Genomic DNA, 15,438 nt, shown 5'->3' on the forward strand with positions numbered 1-15,438 from the left:
GCGAAGACTCCGGGGGACGGAGGAGACGAGCACGGCCGAAGACAGGCCCGTCCGCCCTCCGGTGGTCGGCCCGTCGCAGGGGAGTCCAGTACGCGGGCACGGCTGAACAGTCGCAAGACGGATCTGTCACCATTCTCCACAGGCAAGAGTTCGCCCAGGAGTCCACCCGGACGAGGGAACGCGGCACCCCCGCGCTCCCGCACCGAGGATTCCGACGACCGCGGCGGACGGCCCCGGCTTGGCCGGGGGTCGTCCATGGCTGCGGATGCAAGGACCAGTCGGACCGGCGCCCCACACGGGAGCCCGGAACCGGCCGGGTCGAGGACGCAACCAGGAGATGGATGGGACCGCGGAGTGCGGGGCAACGACCGCTACGAGGTTGACGATCACCTCTCCCAGTTCGAGGCCGAGATGGGTCGGACTCGGAAGGAGCGGGACAAGGCAGTCGAGCATGCCGAGGATCTCGCCTACCAGGTGGAGGTGCTCCGGGCCAAGCTGCACGAGTCCCGTCGCATGCTCGCCCAACCGCGCGCCTTCGACGCCGTCTCCGGCCAGGCCGAGCAGATGCTCCGCACGGCCGAGATGCAGGCCCAGCAGCTGCGCGCCGACGCCGAGCGCCAGCTGCGCGACTCCCAGGCCGCGACCCAGCGGATCATGGCCGAGGCCGCCGAGCGCACCGCCCGGCTGGAGGCCGAGCTCACCGCCCGCCGCCGCCAGTTGGAGGAGGAGCTCGCCGAGCTGCGCCGCTCCGCTGAGCAGCACGTCAACGGCTGGGCCGAACAGACCCGGGCCGGCTCCGAGCAGGAGGCCCAGCGCCTGCTCCAGGAGGCCCGCGTCGAGGCCGAGCGGATGGTCGCCGCCGCACGCGCCGAGGCCACCGCGCTCGCAGACCAGGCCCGCGCCCAGACCGCCGCCGACGTGGACGCCGCCCGCGGCGAGGCCCAGGCCGCTGCCGAGGCCGCCCTGCAGCGGGCCCAGAGCGACGCCGAGCGCCTGCTGCGCGCCGCCTCCGAGCACGCCCAGCAGGCCGGCGCCCAGGCCGCCGCCGACGTGGACGCCGCCCGCGGCCAGGCCCAGCAGGAGCTGGCCGCCGCGCACGCCGCCGCCGAGCAGCAGCTGGCCGTCGCCCACACCGAGATCAGCCGGCTCAAGGAGCAGGCCGCCGCCGAGCAGGCCCGCGCCGAGCAGCAGCTCGGCGCCGCGAAGGCCGAGATAGAGCGGCTGCGCGCCGAGGCCATCAGCGAGGCCGAGCGCACCCGCCAGGAGGCCGCCGAGCTGCGCGCCCAGGCCGAGCAGGCCGCCGAGCAGCTCCAGGCCGACGCCGAGGCCGCCGCCGTGCGCAAGGTCGCCGACGGCGAGGCCGCCAGCGAGCAGCGCTCGCAGACCGCCCGGGCCGAGGTGGCCCGGATGGTCGCCCAGGCCACCACCGAGGCCTCCGCGATCCGGGCCGAGGCCGAGGCGATCCGGGCCGAGGCCGCCACCAGGCAGGCCGAGGCGGACGCCGCCAAGGCCGCCGCCGCCGAGGAGGGCGAGCGGCTGCGGGCCACCGCCGAGTCGGTCGCCGCCGAGCTGAAGGCCGAGGCCGAGGCCGCGATCGCCGAGCTGCGGGCCCAGGCCGACCGGGAACTCGCCGAACTGCGGGCGCAGGCCGAGGCCGAGGCCCAGCGGCTGCGCAGCGAGGCCGAGGAGGAGGGCCGGGCGGCCGGCGCCAAGGACGCCACCGTCCACCTCGCCAAGGCCGCCAAGACCGCCGAGGAGGTGCTCGGCCGGGCCAACCAGGACGCCGAGGCCGCCCGCGGTGAGGCCGCGGCCGAGGCCGAGCGGATCCGCGCCGAGGCCCGTGCCGAGGCGCAGCGACTGCGCGAACAGGCCCAGGCTGCCGTCGAGCAGGCCCAGAACGCCGCCCTGGACGACGCCGCCGCGATCCGCGAGCGGATCGAGCAGATGCAGGACGAGGCGGCCCGGCTGAGGGCCGAGGCCGAGGAGCTGCGCGCCCAAGCCGCCGCCGAGGCCGACCGGGCCCGCAGTGAGGCCCGCCGCCAGGCGGTGCTGCAGATCGAGGAGTCGGCGAAGAACGCCGAGGAGCTGCTCACCAGGGCCAAGGCCGACGCTGACGAGCTGCGTGCCGGCGCCGCCGGGGAGATCGAGCGGCTGCGCGAGCAGGCCCAGGAGCAGGCCGCCGAGACCCAGGGCCGGGCCGAGCAGACCCTGACCCGGGCACGCGCCGAGGCCGGGAAGATCACCGCCGCGGCCGAGCAGCAGGGCCAGGACGCCCTGGCCGCCGCCAAGGCCGCGGCCGCCGAGAACCGGGTCGCCGCCGAGCGCGAGACCGCCGAACTCCGGCGCGACGCCGCCGAGTTCGGCCAGCGGGTGCGCGCCGAGGCGAGCGCCGCCGCGGAGGCGCTGATCGCCGACGCCCAGGCCGAGGCGAGCGCGGTCCGGGACGCCGCGGTCGGCGACGCCGAGCGGGTGCGCACCGAGGCCGACGCCGAGGCAGCCCGTACCCGGGGCGAGGCCGAGGCCGCCGCGAACGCGCTGCGCGAGGAGAGCCTGCGCGAGCACGAGGCCGCCGCCACCGGGCTGCGGCGCGAGCGCGAGGAGACCGCCGAGCAGCTGGCCGCCGCCCGCTCCGCCCGTGAGCAGGCCGAGCAGGCCGCAGCCGAGCTGACCGAGCGCACCGCCCGGGAGACCGCCGAGGTCCGCGCCGCGGCCGAGCAGCACGTCGCGGAGATCCGCGGCGCCGCCGACCAGTACGCGGCCCAGCAGCGCGAGACGGCCGACCGCGAGACGGCCGAGCTGCGCGCCCTGACCCGGCAGCAGACCACCGAGCAACGCGAGAGCGCCGAGGCCTACGCCAACCGGGTCCGCACCGAGGCCGAGCAGCACGCCGGCGAGCTCGCCGAGCGCATCGCGACCGAGACGACCGAGCAGCGCGAGGCCGCCGACCGGTACGCCGCCGAGCAGCGCGAGAGCGCCGACCAGTACGCCGCCGCCCAGCGCACCGAGGCCGACGAGCTGCTGGAGCAGGCCCGGACCGCCGCCGAGCAGCGCCGGGCCGAGGCCGCCCAGGACGCCAAGGCCACCCGCGAGAAGGCCGCCGCCGAACTGGCGCTGGCCAACGAGCAGGCCGAGACGGTACGGGCCGAGGCCGGCCGCGAGCTGTCCGAGGCCCGCGCCACCGCCGACGGCATCCGGGCCGAGGCCACCGCCGTCCTGGAGCAGGCCGGGGCCGACGGTGCGGACGTGGTCGCCGCCGCCCGGGCCGAGGGCGCCGAGCTGGTCGCCGCCGCCGAGGAGGAGGCCGCCGAGGTCCGCCAGTCGGTGGCCGGCCTGCACGAGGCCGCCGCCGAGCAGATCGCCGCGCTGAAGGCCACCGCCGAGCAGGAGGCCGCCGAGGTCCGCGACCGGGCCGAGCAGGACGCCGCCGAGACCCGCGCCCTCGCCGACCGGGAGACCACCGAGCAGCGCGCGGCGGCCGACGCGTACGCCGTCGAGCAGCACGAGGCGGCCGACACCTACGCCGCAGAGGTCCGCGAGCTCACCGACCGGGAGACCGCCGAGCAGCGCGACCTGGCCGCGCGCGAGACCGCCGAGCTGCGCGAGGCGGCCGACGCGTACTGCGCCGAGCAACGGGCCCTCGCCGACCGCGAGACCGGCGATCTGCGCGCCCGCACCGAGGCCGAGACCACCGCCCTGCGCGAGCAGACCGAGCTGGAGCTCGCCGCCGAGCGCGAGGCCGCCGAGGCCGAGCTGGGCCGTCAGCGCGCCGAGGCCCAGGCCTACGACGAGCAGCTGCGCGCCGATGCCGAGGCCGAGCTGCGCGCCGCCCAGGAGGCCGCCGAGCAGCTGCGCGCGGACGCCGCCGCCCAGGCCGCCCGGACGGTGGCCGACGCCGAGGAGCTGGCCGCCGGGCTGCGCGCGGAGGCCGAGGAGTACGCCCTCGCCACCCGCTCCCTGGCCGACGAGTACGACAGCGCCACCCGCGCCCGCGCCGACGCCTACGACGCGGAGACCCGGGAGGCCGCCGAGCAGTTCGACAAGGCCACCCGCGAGCAGGCCAAGTCCGTCCTGGAGAAGGCCTTCGCGGACGCCGAGGCACTCGGCGAGGACGCCCAGACCACCGCGCTGGCCACCACCGCGGCCGCCGAGGAGCAGGCGGACGCGATGGTCGCCGCCGCCCGCAAGGAGGCCGACCGCCTGGTCGCGGCCGGCGAGGCGGCCGGGCAGGCCGAGGTCGAGAAGGGCCGGGCCGACGCCGACGCGCTGCTCGCCGAGGCCCGCCGGGACGCCACCGCGATCCGCGAGCGTGCCGAGGAGCTGCGCGAGCGCACCGACGCCGAGGTCGAGGCGCTGCACGAGCGCGCCCGCAAGGAGAACGCGGCGGCCATGAAGTCCGCCGGCGAGCGGGTGGACGCCCTGGTGACGGCCGCTCAGGAGCAGCTGACCGAGGCCGAGGAGCAGGCGGTGGCCACCGTCGCCGAGGCCGAGGACCGCGCCGCCGCCCTGGTCGCGGCCGCCGAGGAGCGGGCGGGCGAGCTGACCTCGGAGGCCTCCGCGGAGGCCAGCAAGGTCCGGCTCTCCGCCGTCCGCAAGGCCGAGGGCCTGCTCAAGGAGGCGGAGACCAAGCTCGCCAACTCCACCGACCGCGCCGAGGCGCTGATCGAGAAGGCCGAGGCCAAGCTGCAGTCGGCCGAGACCGAGGCCGAGGAGCGGCTGGAGAGCGCGGCCGCCGCGGCGGAGAAGCGGCTGCAGGAGGCCGACCGCACCGCCGACGAGCAGATCGAGCTGGCCAGGGCCGAGGCCGAGCGGCTGGTCGCCGAGGCCAAGGCCGAGGCCAAGCGGGTCACCGACGAGGGCCGGCGCGAGCTGGACGAGCTGGTGCGCCGCCGCAAGGACATCAACACCGAGATCTCCAGGGTCCAGGACGTGCTGTCGGCGCTGGAGGCGTTCGAGGCACCGTCACCGGTCGCCCAGGCCAACGGGGGAAGCAGTACCAAGAAGGACGGGGGTGCCAAGGCCGGTGCCGGAGTTGGCTCCCCCCGGTCGGGTGGCAATCGCTCCAAGAACGCACCACCCGATTGAGCGGACATTGGCGGTCATTGTCCGTGAGACAACGGCATTTCGCCGTCGACACTCCGGTACCGTGTCAGGATTCCCTCAACCACCTCAGCGGTTTGACGACAGGAAGCCCAGAGTCCCATGAGCGACAGTCACTCCCCTCACGGCTTCGACCTGGTGCGCCGTGGGTACGAGCGCGCCCAGGTCGACGAGCGGATCACCAAGCTGGTGGCCGACCGTGACAGTGCCTTGACCCGGATCAGCGCGCTGGAGAAGCGCATCGAGGAGCTCCACCTGGAGACCCAGACCGCCCAGGCGGCGGTCGCCGAGCAGGAGCCCTCCTACGCCGGCCTCGGCGCCCGGGTCGAGAAGATCCTGCGGCTCGCCGAAGAGGAGGCCAAGGACCTGCGCGACGAGGCGCACCGCGCCGCCGAGCAGCACCGCGAGCTGGCCGAGGCCGCCGCCCAGCAGGTCCGCACCGAGGCCGAGAACTACGCCAAGGACCGCAAGGCCAAGGCCGAGGACGAGGGTCTGCGGATCGTCGACAAGGCCAAGAGCGACTCCGCCCAGCTGCGCGCCGAGGCCAACAAGGACGCCCAGAACAAGCGCGAGGAAGCGGACGCCCTCTTCGAGGAGACCCGCACCAAGGCCGCCCAGGCCGCGCTGGAGTTCGAGACCAACCTCGCCAAGCGCCGCGAGCAGTCCGAGCGCGACCTGGCCGCCCGTCAGGCCAAGGCCGAGAAGCGCCTCGCCGAGATCGAGCACCGGGCCGAGCAGCTGCGCCTGGAGGCCGAGAAGCTGCGCACCGACGCCGAGCGCCGCGCCCGCCAGACCGTCGAGACGGCCCAGCGCCAGTCCGAGGACATCGTGGCGGACGCCAACGCCAAGGCCGACCGCATCCGCAGCGAATCCGAGCGCGAGCTGGCGGCGCTGACCAACCGCCGCGACAGCATCAACGCCCAGCTGACCAACGTCCGCGAGATGCTGGCGACGCTGACCGGCGCGGCCGTGGCCGCCGCCTCGCTGCCGAACGACGACACCATGGGCGTGCCCGCCCAGCAGTCGCGCTGACGGCCGGCGACCCGCGAGCAGGGACTAGCGCAGCAGGCCCTCACCCTCCCGGGTGAGGGCCTGTCGGCTTTCCCCCCGTCACTACCTCGGGTAGGCCCCGTCGGGCCGCTGGTGCCCGCTGCTGAGCTGGTTGCCCTCGTCGTCCGAGACGGTGCCGAACCAGGAGGTGCACCAGACCGACACCGAGTCGGGCCAGTACTGCACCTCGAACGGGTGCCCGGGCCCGTGGTCGCCGTACGAGGTGACGATGAAGGTCTCCCCCGGGCGCAACCAGTAGTCCTCGCCGAGTGGCTCCAGGGTCAGTTCGACCAACCCCTCGCCGCGGTTGGTCACCGGCATCCGGCCGGTCACCTCCAAGGCGGAGAAGTCCCAGCCCGCCGCGTCCTGACTCATCCGGCGGCCACCCGGGCGAGCAGTCGGCGGACGGCGGCGTCGAACGCGCCGGGTGCCTCCAGGGCGCTCAGATGGCCCACCCCGGGGACGACGGTCAGCTCGGCGTCCGGGCGGGCCCGTAGCATCCGTTCGGCCTCCTCCGGAGCCACCAGGGCGTCCTGGGCGCCCGCGACGACCGACAGCGGCACCCGTAGGCCTGCCAGGACGTCCAGGGAGTCCGGTCGGGCCGCCATGGCCCGCTGGGCCCAGGCGACCGAGGCCGGCGGCGCGGCGGCGACCATCGCCTGCACCCGCTCCACCAGGTGCTGCGAGTCGGGCCCGAGTTGCCCGGCCGCCACCTTCTCGTCCAGCAGCAGCTGGACGCTGTCCCGGGCGGTGACGGCGGCGGCGATCCGCTCCCGGTTGGCCCGGGCGGCATCGGTGTCGGCGGTGGCGCGGGTGTTGGCCAGCAGCAGTCCGGCCAGCCGCTGCGGGTGGCGGCGGGCGAAGGCCAGCGCCACGTAGCCGCCCATGGAGAGCCCGGCGACCACCGCGCGGTCGATCCCGGCCGCGTCCAGCAGCAGCGCGAGGTCGTCGGCGACCAGGTCCAGCGAGGGTTCGTCGGCGCCCAGCTCGGTGCCGCCGAAACCCCGCTGATCGGGGGCGAGCACCCGGACCTCGTCTCCGGTCAGACCGGGCAGCGCGTCCAGCTGGGTGGACCACATCGAGGCGTTCAACGGAAAGGCGTGCAGCAGCACCAGGGGTATTCCGGTACCGCTCTCGCGGACGGACACTGCGGAGGGGGGCTGGGTCATGCGCCCAACCTATTCCGGTGCGCCCGGCGGGGCCCACTCAGCGGGCCGCGTCATCCGCTTTGTCCTAGCGCCGCTGATCCGCCAGGCAATCCTGAGCTTTCCTCAGTTTCTGGTGGTCGCACGCGGCGGCCACCTGGCCGATCGTCTTCGCACCCTGGTGCCGGAACCTGACGATTCCGGCCCGCGTGGTGCGTCCCTCCGGACGCTGGCCGGCCACCGAGCAACTCGCCGCGGCCGGGAGGGCGCCCGACGTCGCCTGGACTCCGGGCCTGTGGTGACACTATGCAACAGGATCACTACCCTTTGCTATTGGGTCGGGTGGGCCCGACAAGGAGTAAGGGAGCGCAAATGATCGAGTTGCACGACCTGACAAAACATTACGGAAAGACGCTCGCCGTGGACGGGCTCAGCTTCCAGGTCCCCCGGGGGGTCGTCACCGGCTTCCTCGGCCCCAACGGCGCCGGCAAGTCCACCACCATGCGCATGATCCTCGACCTCGACCGTCCGACCAGCGGCCGGGTCACCATCGACGGCAAGCGCTACGGGCAACTCAGCGAGCCGCTCAAGTACATCGGCGCACTGCTGGAGGCCAAGGCCGTCCACCCCGGCCGCACGGCCCGCGACCACCTGCTCTGGCTCGCCCAGAGCAACCGCATCCCGGAGCGCCGGGTGGACGAGGTGCTCGCCCTGGTCGGCCTCACGCCGGTCGCCCGCAAGCGGGCCCGCGGCTTCTCGCTCGGCATGGGCCAGCGCCTGGGCATCGCCTCCGCCCTGCTCGGCGACCCGGAGATCGTCATGTTCGACGAGCCGGTCAACGGCCTGGACCCGGAGGGCATCCTCTGGATCCGCAACCTGATGAAGCGCCTGGCCGGCGAGGGCCGCACGGTCTTCGTCTCCTCCCACCTGATGAGCGAGATGGCCGTCACCGCCGACCACCTGGTGGTCATCGGCAAGGGCCGGCTGCTCGCCGACCTGCCGATGCCGGAGTTCATCCGGCGCAACTCCCGCTCCGCCGTGCGGCTGCGCAGCCCGCAGCCCGAGCGCCTGCTCGACGTGCTGACCGGGGCCGGCCTGCGGCACGAGCCGGGCCCGGAGGGCTCCTACGAGGTGCTCGACGGCGACATCGCGGTCCTCGGCGAGCTGGTCGCGGCGCACGGCGTGGTGCTGCACGAACTCAGCCCGCAGCAGGCCTCGTTGGAGGAGGCGTTCATGCAGATGACGGCGGACGCGGTGGAGTACCACGCGGGCGACGGACCGGGCCGGGACGCGGCCGGCGCACCCGGCCCCTGGGGCGCCGGCTGGAAGGCGGACGGCACCCGGCCGACCGCCGCGGTGCGACAGGAGGAGAACTGAGATGGCGTCCTTCCCGGCGATCCTCCGATCCGAGTGGACGAAGATCCGCAGCGTCCGCTCCACCGTCTGGACCCTCGCGCTGGCCTTCGTGGTCACCGTGGGCATCGGCGCGCTGCTGTCCCTGCTCACCAACAACAACTTCACCGAGTTCCGGCGGCACCAGCAGACCCCGTTCGACGCCACCGGCACGGCCTTCTCCGGCATCATGCTCGGCGAGCTGGCCATCATCGTCTTCGGCGTGCTGGCGATCGGCAACGAGTACAGCAGCGGCATGATCCGGGTCACCCTGGCCGCCGTCCCGCAGCGCGGCACCCTGCTCACCGGCAAGGCGATGGTGCTCGGCGCGCTGGCCCTGGCGGTCTCGCTGGTGACCGTCTTCGTCACCTTCTTCGTCGGCCAGTCGCTGCTCGGCGCCCACTCCACCACCCTGGGCGAGCCGAACGTGCTGCGCGCGGTGTTCGGCGCCGCGCTGTACCTGACGATGCTCTGCCTGTTCTCGGCCGGCGTCACCGCCATGCTGCACAACCAGACGCTCGCCCTCGGCGTGCTGGTGCCGTTCTTCTTCCTGCTCTCGCCGATCCTCTCGGCGGTGCCGAAGGTCAAGACCCTGGCCCACTACTTCCCGGACTACGCGGGCTCGCGGATGCTGCTGGTGTACGAGCAGAACGGCCAGCCGTACGGCCCGTGGGCGGGCTTCGCGATCTGCCTGGCCTGGACCGCGGCGGCCCTGGTCGGCGGCGCGCTGGTGTTCAAGAACCGCGACGCGTAAGGCGGTTCGGCACCCCGGGGGGGCAGCCGGTACCGGGTCAGAACCGGTCAGTACCGCGGAGCACCGCGGCCTCGCAGGATGTTCGAGGCCCGGCGCTCCCGCGCTCCCCAACACGCGCGGTGCCAGTGCCGCCGGTCGTCCACCCCGGCGCCGTGCATCGGCCAGGCCACCACGTGGCCCATCCCGGGCGGGATCTCCTGGTCGCAACCCGGGCAGCGGTAGGACCGCCCCGAGGTGCCCGCGACCGTCTGGACCACCCAGTCGTCGCCCTGGTAGTTCTCGGTACGGCGCAGCGATCCGCCGAGCGGGGCGGCGGCCGACTCGGCGCTCTCGCGGGGGGCGGCGATCTTGATCCGGTTGCGGCGGGGCACGGCGGACTGCCTCTCTTCCGGGGCTCGAAGTCGTTCCAGCCTAGGGCCTGTCTCCCGGGCCTGTCCGGGTGCCCGAGCTCTTGAACGGCCCCTATCACGGGTTCGGCCGGTGGTCCGGCGTTTTTGCCGAGATCCACCCGGTCATCGCGGAAATTCGGGGTTCCGCGTGCCATTGGCACATGACATCGGATACCCACGAAGGGAACAGGCGGGGCTCGCAGACCCTGCGTGCACCCGAGGAGGCCCCAGGATGACCAAGACCAGCCCGCGCGCCGAGACCCGTCGGTCCGTCGGCGTCCGGCCACCGGCACCCGGCCCGGCGCTGACCTCCGTACCACCGCTGACCGCCGTCGCGGGCGAGCCACTGACCGCCGCGCAACGCACCTGCGCGCTGCCGCCGAACACCGCCCCGGTACGGGTCGGCGCGTTCCTGTTGTCCGCGCAGTTCCCCGGACAGACCCACGGCGAGGCGCTGGAGCGCACCGTCCGGGCCGCTGTCGAGGCCGAACGAGCGGGCCTGGACAGCGTCTGGCTGGCCGAGCACCACTTCGTCCCGTACGGGGTCTGCCCCAACGCCGCGACACTGGCCGCGCTGCTGCTCGGCCGCACCCGCCGGATCGGCGTCGGCACCGCCGTCAGCGTGCTCTCCACCAGCCACCCGGTGGCACTCGGCGAACAGGCCGCCATGCTGCACCTGACCTCCGACGGGCGCTTCACGCTCGGGGTCGGCCGCGGCGGGCCGTGGATCGACCTGGACGTGTTCGGCAGCGGCGTGAAGGCCTACGAGAACGGCTTCCCGGAGCGGCTGGACCTGCTGCTGCGCTGGCTGCGCGGCTCCCAGGTGGGCGCGGACGGCCCGCAGTTCTCCTTCCCCGAGGTGCCGGTGGTGCCGCAGGCCACCGAGTCGCTGCGGCGCCCGGGCCTGGGCAGCTGGCTCGGCCTGGACGAGCCGTCCGGCCCGGTGCGCTTCCCCCGCCAGCGCCAGGACGCCGGCCTCGGCGAGGAACTCACCACCGCCGGAAGGCCGGTGGCCGGCCCGCCGGTGGTGGTCGCCTGCACCTCGCCGAACGGGGTCAGGCTGGCCGCCGAGCGCGGCCTGCCGATGCTGCTCGGCATGCACTCCGGCGACGACGACAAGCTGCGGATGCTGGAGCTCTACCGCACCGCCTGGCTGGCCGCCGGGCGCGGCGAGGAGCAGCTGCGCCGGATCAGCCGCCAGCACGTCGCGGCCGGGGTGGCCCAGGTGGACGACCGGGCCTCGGAGGCCCGGGCCACCCTGCTGAACGCGATGCCCGGCTGGTTCGAGCACGGGCTGGGCGCGCACCGCACCGTGGATGGCCGCGAGCGGAAGATGCGCGACCCGCACCAGTACACCGAACTCCTCTGCGACCTGCACGCGGTGGGCACCCCGAAGCAGTGCGCCGACCGGCTGCTGGCCACTGCCGAGCGCACCGGCATCCGGCGGTTCGCCCTGCTCGCCGAGGGCAGCGGCGACCGAGAGGCGACCCTGCACAACATCGCCCGGCTCGGCTCCGAGGTGCTGCCGCAGCTCAGTTGAGCTCGTCGGGACGGTCGGGCGTCGCCGCCGCCCCCTCCCCCCGCACCGGGGGACGGGGGCGGCCGGCACCGCCGGGCTCAGCAGTCCCGCAGTTCCTCGGACTGGTTGAGCAACTGCTCCCGGACGGAGGTGAAGCGGTCGTAGCGCGCCTCGTTGGCCTCCGACGGCAGGAACACCGCCACCCGATGACAGTTCTGGAACGCCAGCCGCACCCCGAAGTGGCGCTGCAGGGCGCCCCGGATGGCATCGCTGGCAAGGGCGCGCAGCAGCTGGCCACGGGCCTGCTCGCTGGGCGGCGGTACCTGGTTGTCGGCGAAGTCGGTGCCGTCGACCTTCGCCTGGGCGACCAGCGAGCTGATCAGGTCCCAGGCGTACGGCAGCGAGACGCGGACGCAGTCGACGAATTCCCGCTCGTCGACCTCGCCCCGCTCAGCCTTTTCCAGCAGGGCCGGTGAGACGTCGAGCGACATGGATTCTCCTCTCGCGGTCCACCCGCGCGGCGCCCGGGTGGTCGTGCGTGGTCCGAAGCTCACCGTGAGGGTGGGCGAAATCGCATGTGGCGTCCGGAACACCGTGGGACGGGGGTTTCCGGCACCCTTGCGAAGGGCGGAGGCGCCACGGGACGTGACGTCCCGGACACCGACCGCACCAGAACAGCGTGGCAGTCAACGGCGGAGCAGGCTGGTCATTCCTGGGGATCGCTTCGGAAATACGCCGTGGCGCACCCAGATTGGCCAGATCCTGTTGGATCGTTCATCTGAAGTCTCCATCCCGTTGACAGCGGCCCCGCATTCATGTCGTCACACAACGTAGCGACCACTCGGTGTGGGCGCCAGAGGGCGGCGGGCGGTGGCGGGATTACTGAGCATCCATGTTCGCGGGGTTCGCGCTTTCTTCACCCGGTCGTCGCGGAATCGCATCAACTGGCCCCGGTGGGCTAGCGTGGTCGACCGTGCGTCTCGTAATTGCCCGCTGCTCAGTCGACTATGCCGGTCGGCTCTCCGCCCATCTGCCCTCCGCCACCAGGCTGATCCTGGTCAAGGCCGACGGCAGCGTCAGCATCCACGCCGACGACCGCGCCTACAAGCCGCTCAACTGGATGTCCCCACCGTGCGCCCTCAAGGAGGCCGACGGGGTCTGGACGGTGGAGAACAAGGCCGGCGAGAAGCTCCTCATCACGTTGGAGGAGGTACTGCACGACTCGTCCCACGAGCTCGGGGTCGACCCCGGCCTGATCAAGGACGGCGTCGAGGCACACCTGCAGGAGCTGCTCGCGGACCGGATGGAGGTGCTCGGTTCCGGCTGGTCGCTAATCCGGCGCGAGTATCCGACCGCGATCGGCCCGGTCGACATCCTCTGCCGCGATGCCGACGGCGTCACGGTGGCCGTCGAGATCAAGCGCCGCGGCGAGATCGACGGCGTCGAACAGCTCACCCGCTACCTCGAACTCCTCAACCGGGACCCGCTGTTGGCCCCGGTCAAGGGCGTCTTCGCCGCGCAGGAGATCAAGCCCCAGGCCCGTGTGCTGGCCACCGACCGGGGCATCGGCTGCGTGGTGCTGGACTACGACGAGCTGCGCGGCATCGACGACGACAAGCTCAAGCTGTTCTGATCGGTCAGCCCGTCGTCGGGGGGGACGGGGAGACCGTCCCGGACGGCACCGTCGACGTGGCGGACGGCGTCGTCGACGGGGAGGTGCTCGCGCTGGTCACCGGGGACGACGGGGTGTGGCTCGGCGTCGGCTTCGGGGGCTGCGACACCGGCGGCTGAGGCTGCTGCGGCTGCCCCGGCTGCTGGACCGGCGGCTGCGGCTGCCCCGGTGCGGGCTGCTGCGGCTGCGGCTGCTGCGGGGCGTCCGACCCGGTGGCCCCCGGCGAGGCGCTCGGCCTCCTCGTCGGCGAGGCGCTCGGCGAGTGCGACGCGCTGCCGCTCGCCGAGGCCTCCGGGCTGGCGCCCGTCCCCGCCGGGCTGCCCGGCTCGGCACCGCCCGTACCGGCCGTCCCCGGGCTCCTGCTGGCGGACGGCAGCGGCATCGGCGCGTTCTTGGTGTCGCCGACGTCGTCCAGCCGCCCGTGCGGGTCGTTCCCCTTGTGCTCGTCGGGCCCGGTGATGCTCATCGCCACCGCCGTACCGAGCACCCCGAAGGTGAGCACGGCCGCGGAGGCCACCACCACCCGGCGCCGCTTCCCGGTCCGGGCCTTCAGGCCGGCCGGCACCCGAGCGGCGATCTTGCGGATCACCGGCCCGCGGCCGGGCGCCGCCACGACCGCGGCTGCGGGCAGCTGTCGGCCTTCGGCGCGCAGCAGGTCCAGCATCCGGCGCGCTGGGGCGACCCCGCGCTGCTCCCCGGCGGTGGCCCGCAGGGTGAGCGCGGTCTCCAGTTCGGCGATCGCCCTGGACGGCTGCTGGACGCAGATCGCGTGCACGCCCGCCTCGTGGTGGAACCAGGCCTGGTCGACCGTCGAACCGGTCCGCCGGGCCGCCTCCAGGCCCAGCTGCAGCACCCGCTCCCAGGCGCCCCAGCGCAGCGCCAGCGCCAGCGCGGGCGCCGCGGCCCGGGCCAGCCGGATCACCGCCTCGTGCCGCCCGGCGGTCCGGTCGGCGAGCAGCACGCCGATCACCACCTCGGCCTCGGCGGCGATCTGCTCCAGCGACACCGAGCTGTGCCCGACCCACCAGGCGAAGTGCTGGGCGGCGCCGTCCACGCAGCCGCGGGCCGGCCAGTGCGGGGCGAGCAGTTCGAGCGCCCCGGCGGTGAGCCGGTGGTGCCCGCCGATGGACACCGCCAGCCCGGCGTCGGCGAGTTCGGCCAGCGCGCTCTCGCCCTGGCCGACGTCGATCAGCGCGGGCAGGTGCGGCGCGGTGGGGCACTCGCCGCCGAGCGCGACGGCGAGCCGCAGCACGGCCTGCGCGGGCTCGCTCAGGCCCTCGGCGAGCCGGACGGCGGGCGAGGCGGTCTCGGCGACCGAGAGCAGCGGGACGGTGCGGCGCAGCACGTTCTCGCGCACCGCCGGGTCGGGGTCGCGGGTGGGCTCGTCGATCGCGCCGAAGACGTCCAGCCGGTCCTCCTCGGCGGCGACCAGCGCGTCCACCGAGACGTCCCGCTGGCGCAGCAGCGCGGCGGCCTGGACGAAGCGCAGCGGCAGGCCCTCGGACTCGAACCAGAGGTCGACGGCCCAGGCCTTCTCGGCCGCGTCCAGGGGGCGCCCGGCCTGCCGGGCGGCGAGGGTGAGACAGGCGGAGCGGGAGAGCCCGGCGACGGCGTGGTCCTGCAGCCGGGAGTCGGCCGGCAGCGGCGGGGCGTCCGGGGCGACCGAGATCAGGAAGGCGCAGCCGGGGGCGGCGGCGAGCAGTTCCTCCAGCTCGGCGCCGGTGGGCTCGGCCTCGTCGATCGCGACGATCGCGCCGATCCCGGCGAGGTGTGCGGCCAGCTGGCCGGGGTCGGGCCGGAAGCCGGGGGCGTGGTGGGTGGCCGCGAAGAGGTCCTGGAGCAGGTCGGCGGCGGTGCGGCGGTGTCCGCAGAGCTGGACGACGCCGCCGGGGGCCAGGTCGGCCGCGGCCCCGGCGACGGCCGCCAGCAGTGTGCTGCGGCCCGAGCCGGCTTTGCCGACCAGGCGTATCGAGCGGCCCTCGGCGAGCAGGCCGAGCAGTTCGGCGATGTCGGCCTCGCGGTCGAGCAGCGGCATGTCGGCGGGCCCGGCGCCGAGGGCGAGCGGGCCGACCGCGCGGCCGACGCCGCCGGCCGGGCCGCGGGCGGGCTCGCTGCGCTCGATCCGGCGCGGGCGGGGGCGCCACTCCTCCGGACAGGGCCTGGCCTCGGAGCCTTCCGGGGCTCCGAGGCCGACCAGCAGGCCGCCGGAGACCAGTTCCCCACCGCGGGTGCGGACGGCCTCCTGCCGGAACTCCCCGGTTGGCTGTGCCACGTTCTGCTCCGCATCGTGCTCGGCCGCCGGCGCCCCGCGCCGCCCGGCACCCGTCTCGGTCGCGGCCGCGGGCGGGGCCCGGGCGGCCGTTTTCTGACGGGCAGACTCTCGCACATCCTGGCCCGCCCGTGCAGAGCGGTCCGGTGCG

The 15,438-nt window shown here is 74.7% G+C and carries 11 protein-coding genes; 6 read left to right on the forward strand and 5 right to left on the reverse strand.

The window, feature by feature from the left end:
* Positions 1-354 precede the first annotated feature (354 nt).
* A complete protein-coding gene (locus ACWC9T_RS03815) occupies positions 355-5,082 on the forward strand; it encodes a hypothetical protein (RefSeq protein WP_449819425.1) in 4,728 nt (1,575 codons plus the stop codon).
* A gap of 117 nt (positions 5,083-5,199) precedes the next feature.
* Positions 5,200-6,129 carry a coiled-coil domain-containing protein gene (locus tag ACWC9T_RS03820; protein ID WP_030282004.1) on the forward strand — a complete coding sequence of 310 codons (930 nt, stop codon included), beginning with the start codon at positions 5,200-5,202 and terminating at the stop codon, positions 6,127-6,129.
* Positions 6,130-6,210: 81 nt separating this feature from the next.
* Here the strand turns inward: ACWC9T_RS03820 and ACWC9T_RS03825 are convergent, their stop codons facing one another.
* Positions 6,211-6,522: a hypothetical protein gene (locus ACWC9T_RS03825; RefSeq protein WP_449819426.1), complete on the reverse strand. Its 312-nt coding sequence runs from the start codon at positions 6,520-6,522 to the stop codon at positions 6,211-6,213.
* Positions 6,519-7,316 (reverse strand): alpha/beta fold hydrolase, encoded by a 798-nt coding sequence (locus ACWC9T_RS03830; RefSeq protein ID WP_449819427.1) that lies wholly within the window; start codon positions 7,314-7,316, stop codon positions 6,519-6,521. The genes ACWC9T_RS03825 and ACWC9T_RS03830 overlap by 4 nt, the downstream gene beginning before the upstream one ends.
* Before the next feature lie 348 nt (positions 7,317-7,664).
* On the opposite strand from ACWC9T_RS03830, the gene ACWC9T_RS03835 reads away from it, so the two are divergent.
* The gene (locus ACWC9T_RS03835; protein ID WP_449819428.1) at positions 7,665-8,669 is read left to right on the forward strand and encodes an ABC transporter ATP-binding protein; all 1,005 of its coding nucleotides are present in this window, start codon (positions 7,665-7,667) and stop codon (positions 8,667-8,669) included.
* 1 nt (position 8,670) lies between these two features.
* Positions 8,671-9,438, forward strand: coding sequence for an ABC transporter permease subunit (locus ACWC9T_RS03840; protein WP_449819429.1), 768 nt, complete (start codon positions 8,671-8,673; stop codon positions 9,436-9,438).
* A 47-nt stretch (positions 9,439-9,485) separates the two neighbouring features.
* Here ACWC9T_RS03840 and ACWC9T_RS03845 read toward each other — a convergent pair whose 3' ends face one another.
* Positions 9,486-9,809, reverse strand: coding sequence for an ATP/GTP-binding protein (locus ACWC9T_RS03845; RefSeq protein ID WP_449819430.1), 324 nt, complete (start codon positions 9,807-9,809; stop codon positions 9,486-9,488).
* 250 nt (positions 9,810-10,059) lie between these two features.
* Between ACWC9T_RS03845 and ACWC9T_RS03850 the strand changes: the two genes are divergently transcribed.
* Positions 10,060-11,367, forward strand: a complete 1,308-nt coding sequence (locus ACWC9T_RS03850) for an LLM class flavin-dependent oxidoreductase (protein WP_449819431.1) — start codon at positions 10,060-10,062, stop codon at positions 11,365-11,367.
* A gap of 77 nt (positions 11,368-11,444) precedes the next feature.
* On the opposite strand, the gene ACWC9T_RS03855 is transcribed toward ACWC9T_RS03850, so the two are convergent.
* A complete protein-coding gene (locus ACWC9T_RS03855; protein ID WP_045694845.1) occupies positions 11,445-11,837 on the reverse strand; it encodes an SCO5389 family protein in 393 nt (130 codons plus the stop codon).
* A gap of 482 nt (positions 11,838-12,319) precedes the next feature.
* On the opposite strand from ACWC9T_RS03855, the gene nucS reads away from it, so the two are divergent.
* Positions 12,320-12,979: an endonuclease NucS gene (gene nucS, locus ACWC9T_RS03860; protein WP_449819432.1), complete on the forward strand. Its 660-nt coding sequence runs from the start codon at positions 12,320-12,322 to the stop codon at positions 12,977-12,979.
* A 4-nt stretch (positions 12,980-12,983) separates the two neighbouring features.
* Here the strand turns inward: nucS and ACWC9T_RS03865 are convergent, their stop codons facing one another.
* Positions 12,984-15,290 carry an ATP-binding protein gene (locus tag ACWC9T_RS03865; protein ID WP_449819433.1) on the reverse strand — a complete coding sequence of 769 codons (2,307 nt, stop codon included), beginning with the start codon at positions 15,288-15,290 and terminating at the stop codon, positions 12,984-12,986.
* Between the last annotated feature and the right edge of the window lie 148 nt (positions 15,291-15,438).

It is taken from the genome of Kitasatospora sp. NPDC001159 (assembly GCF_053598235.1).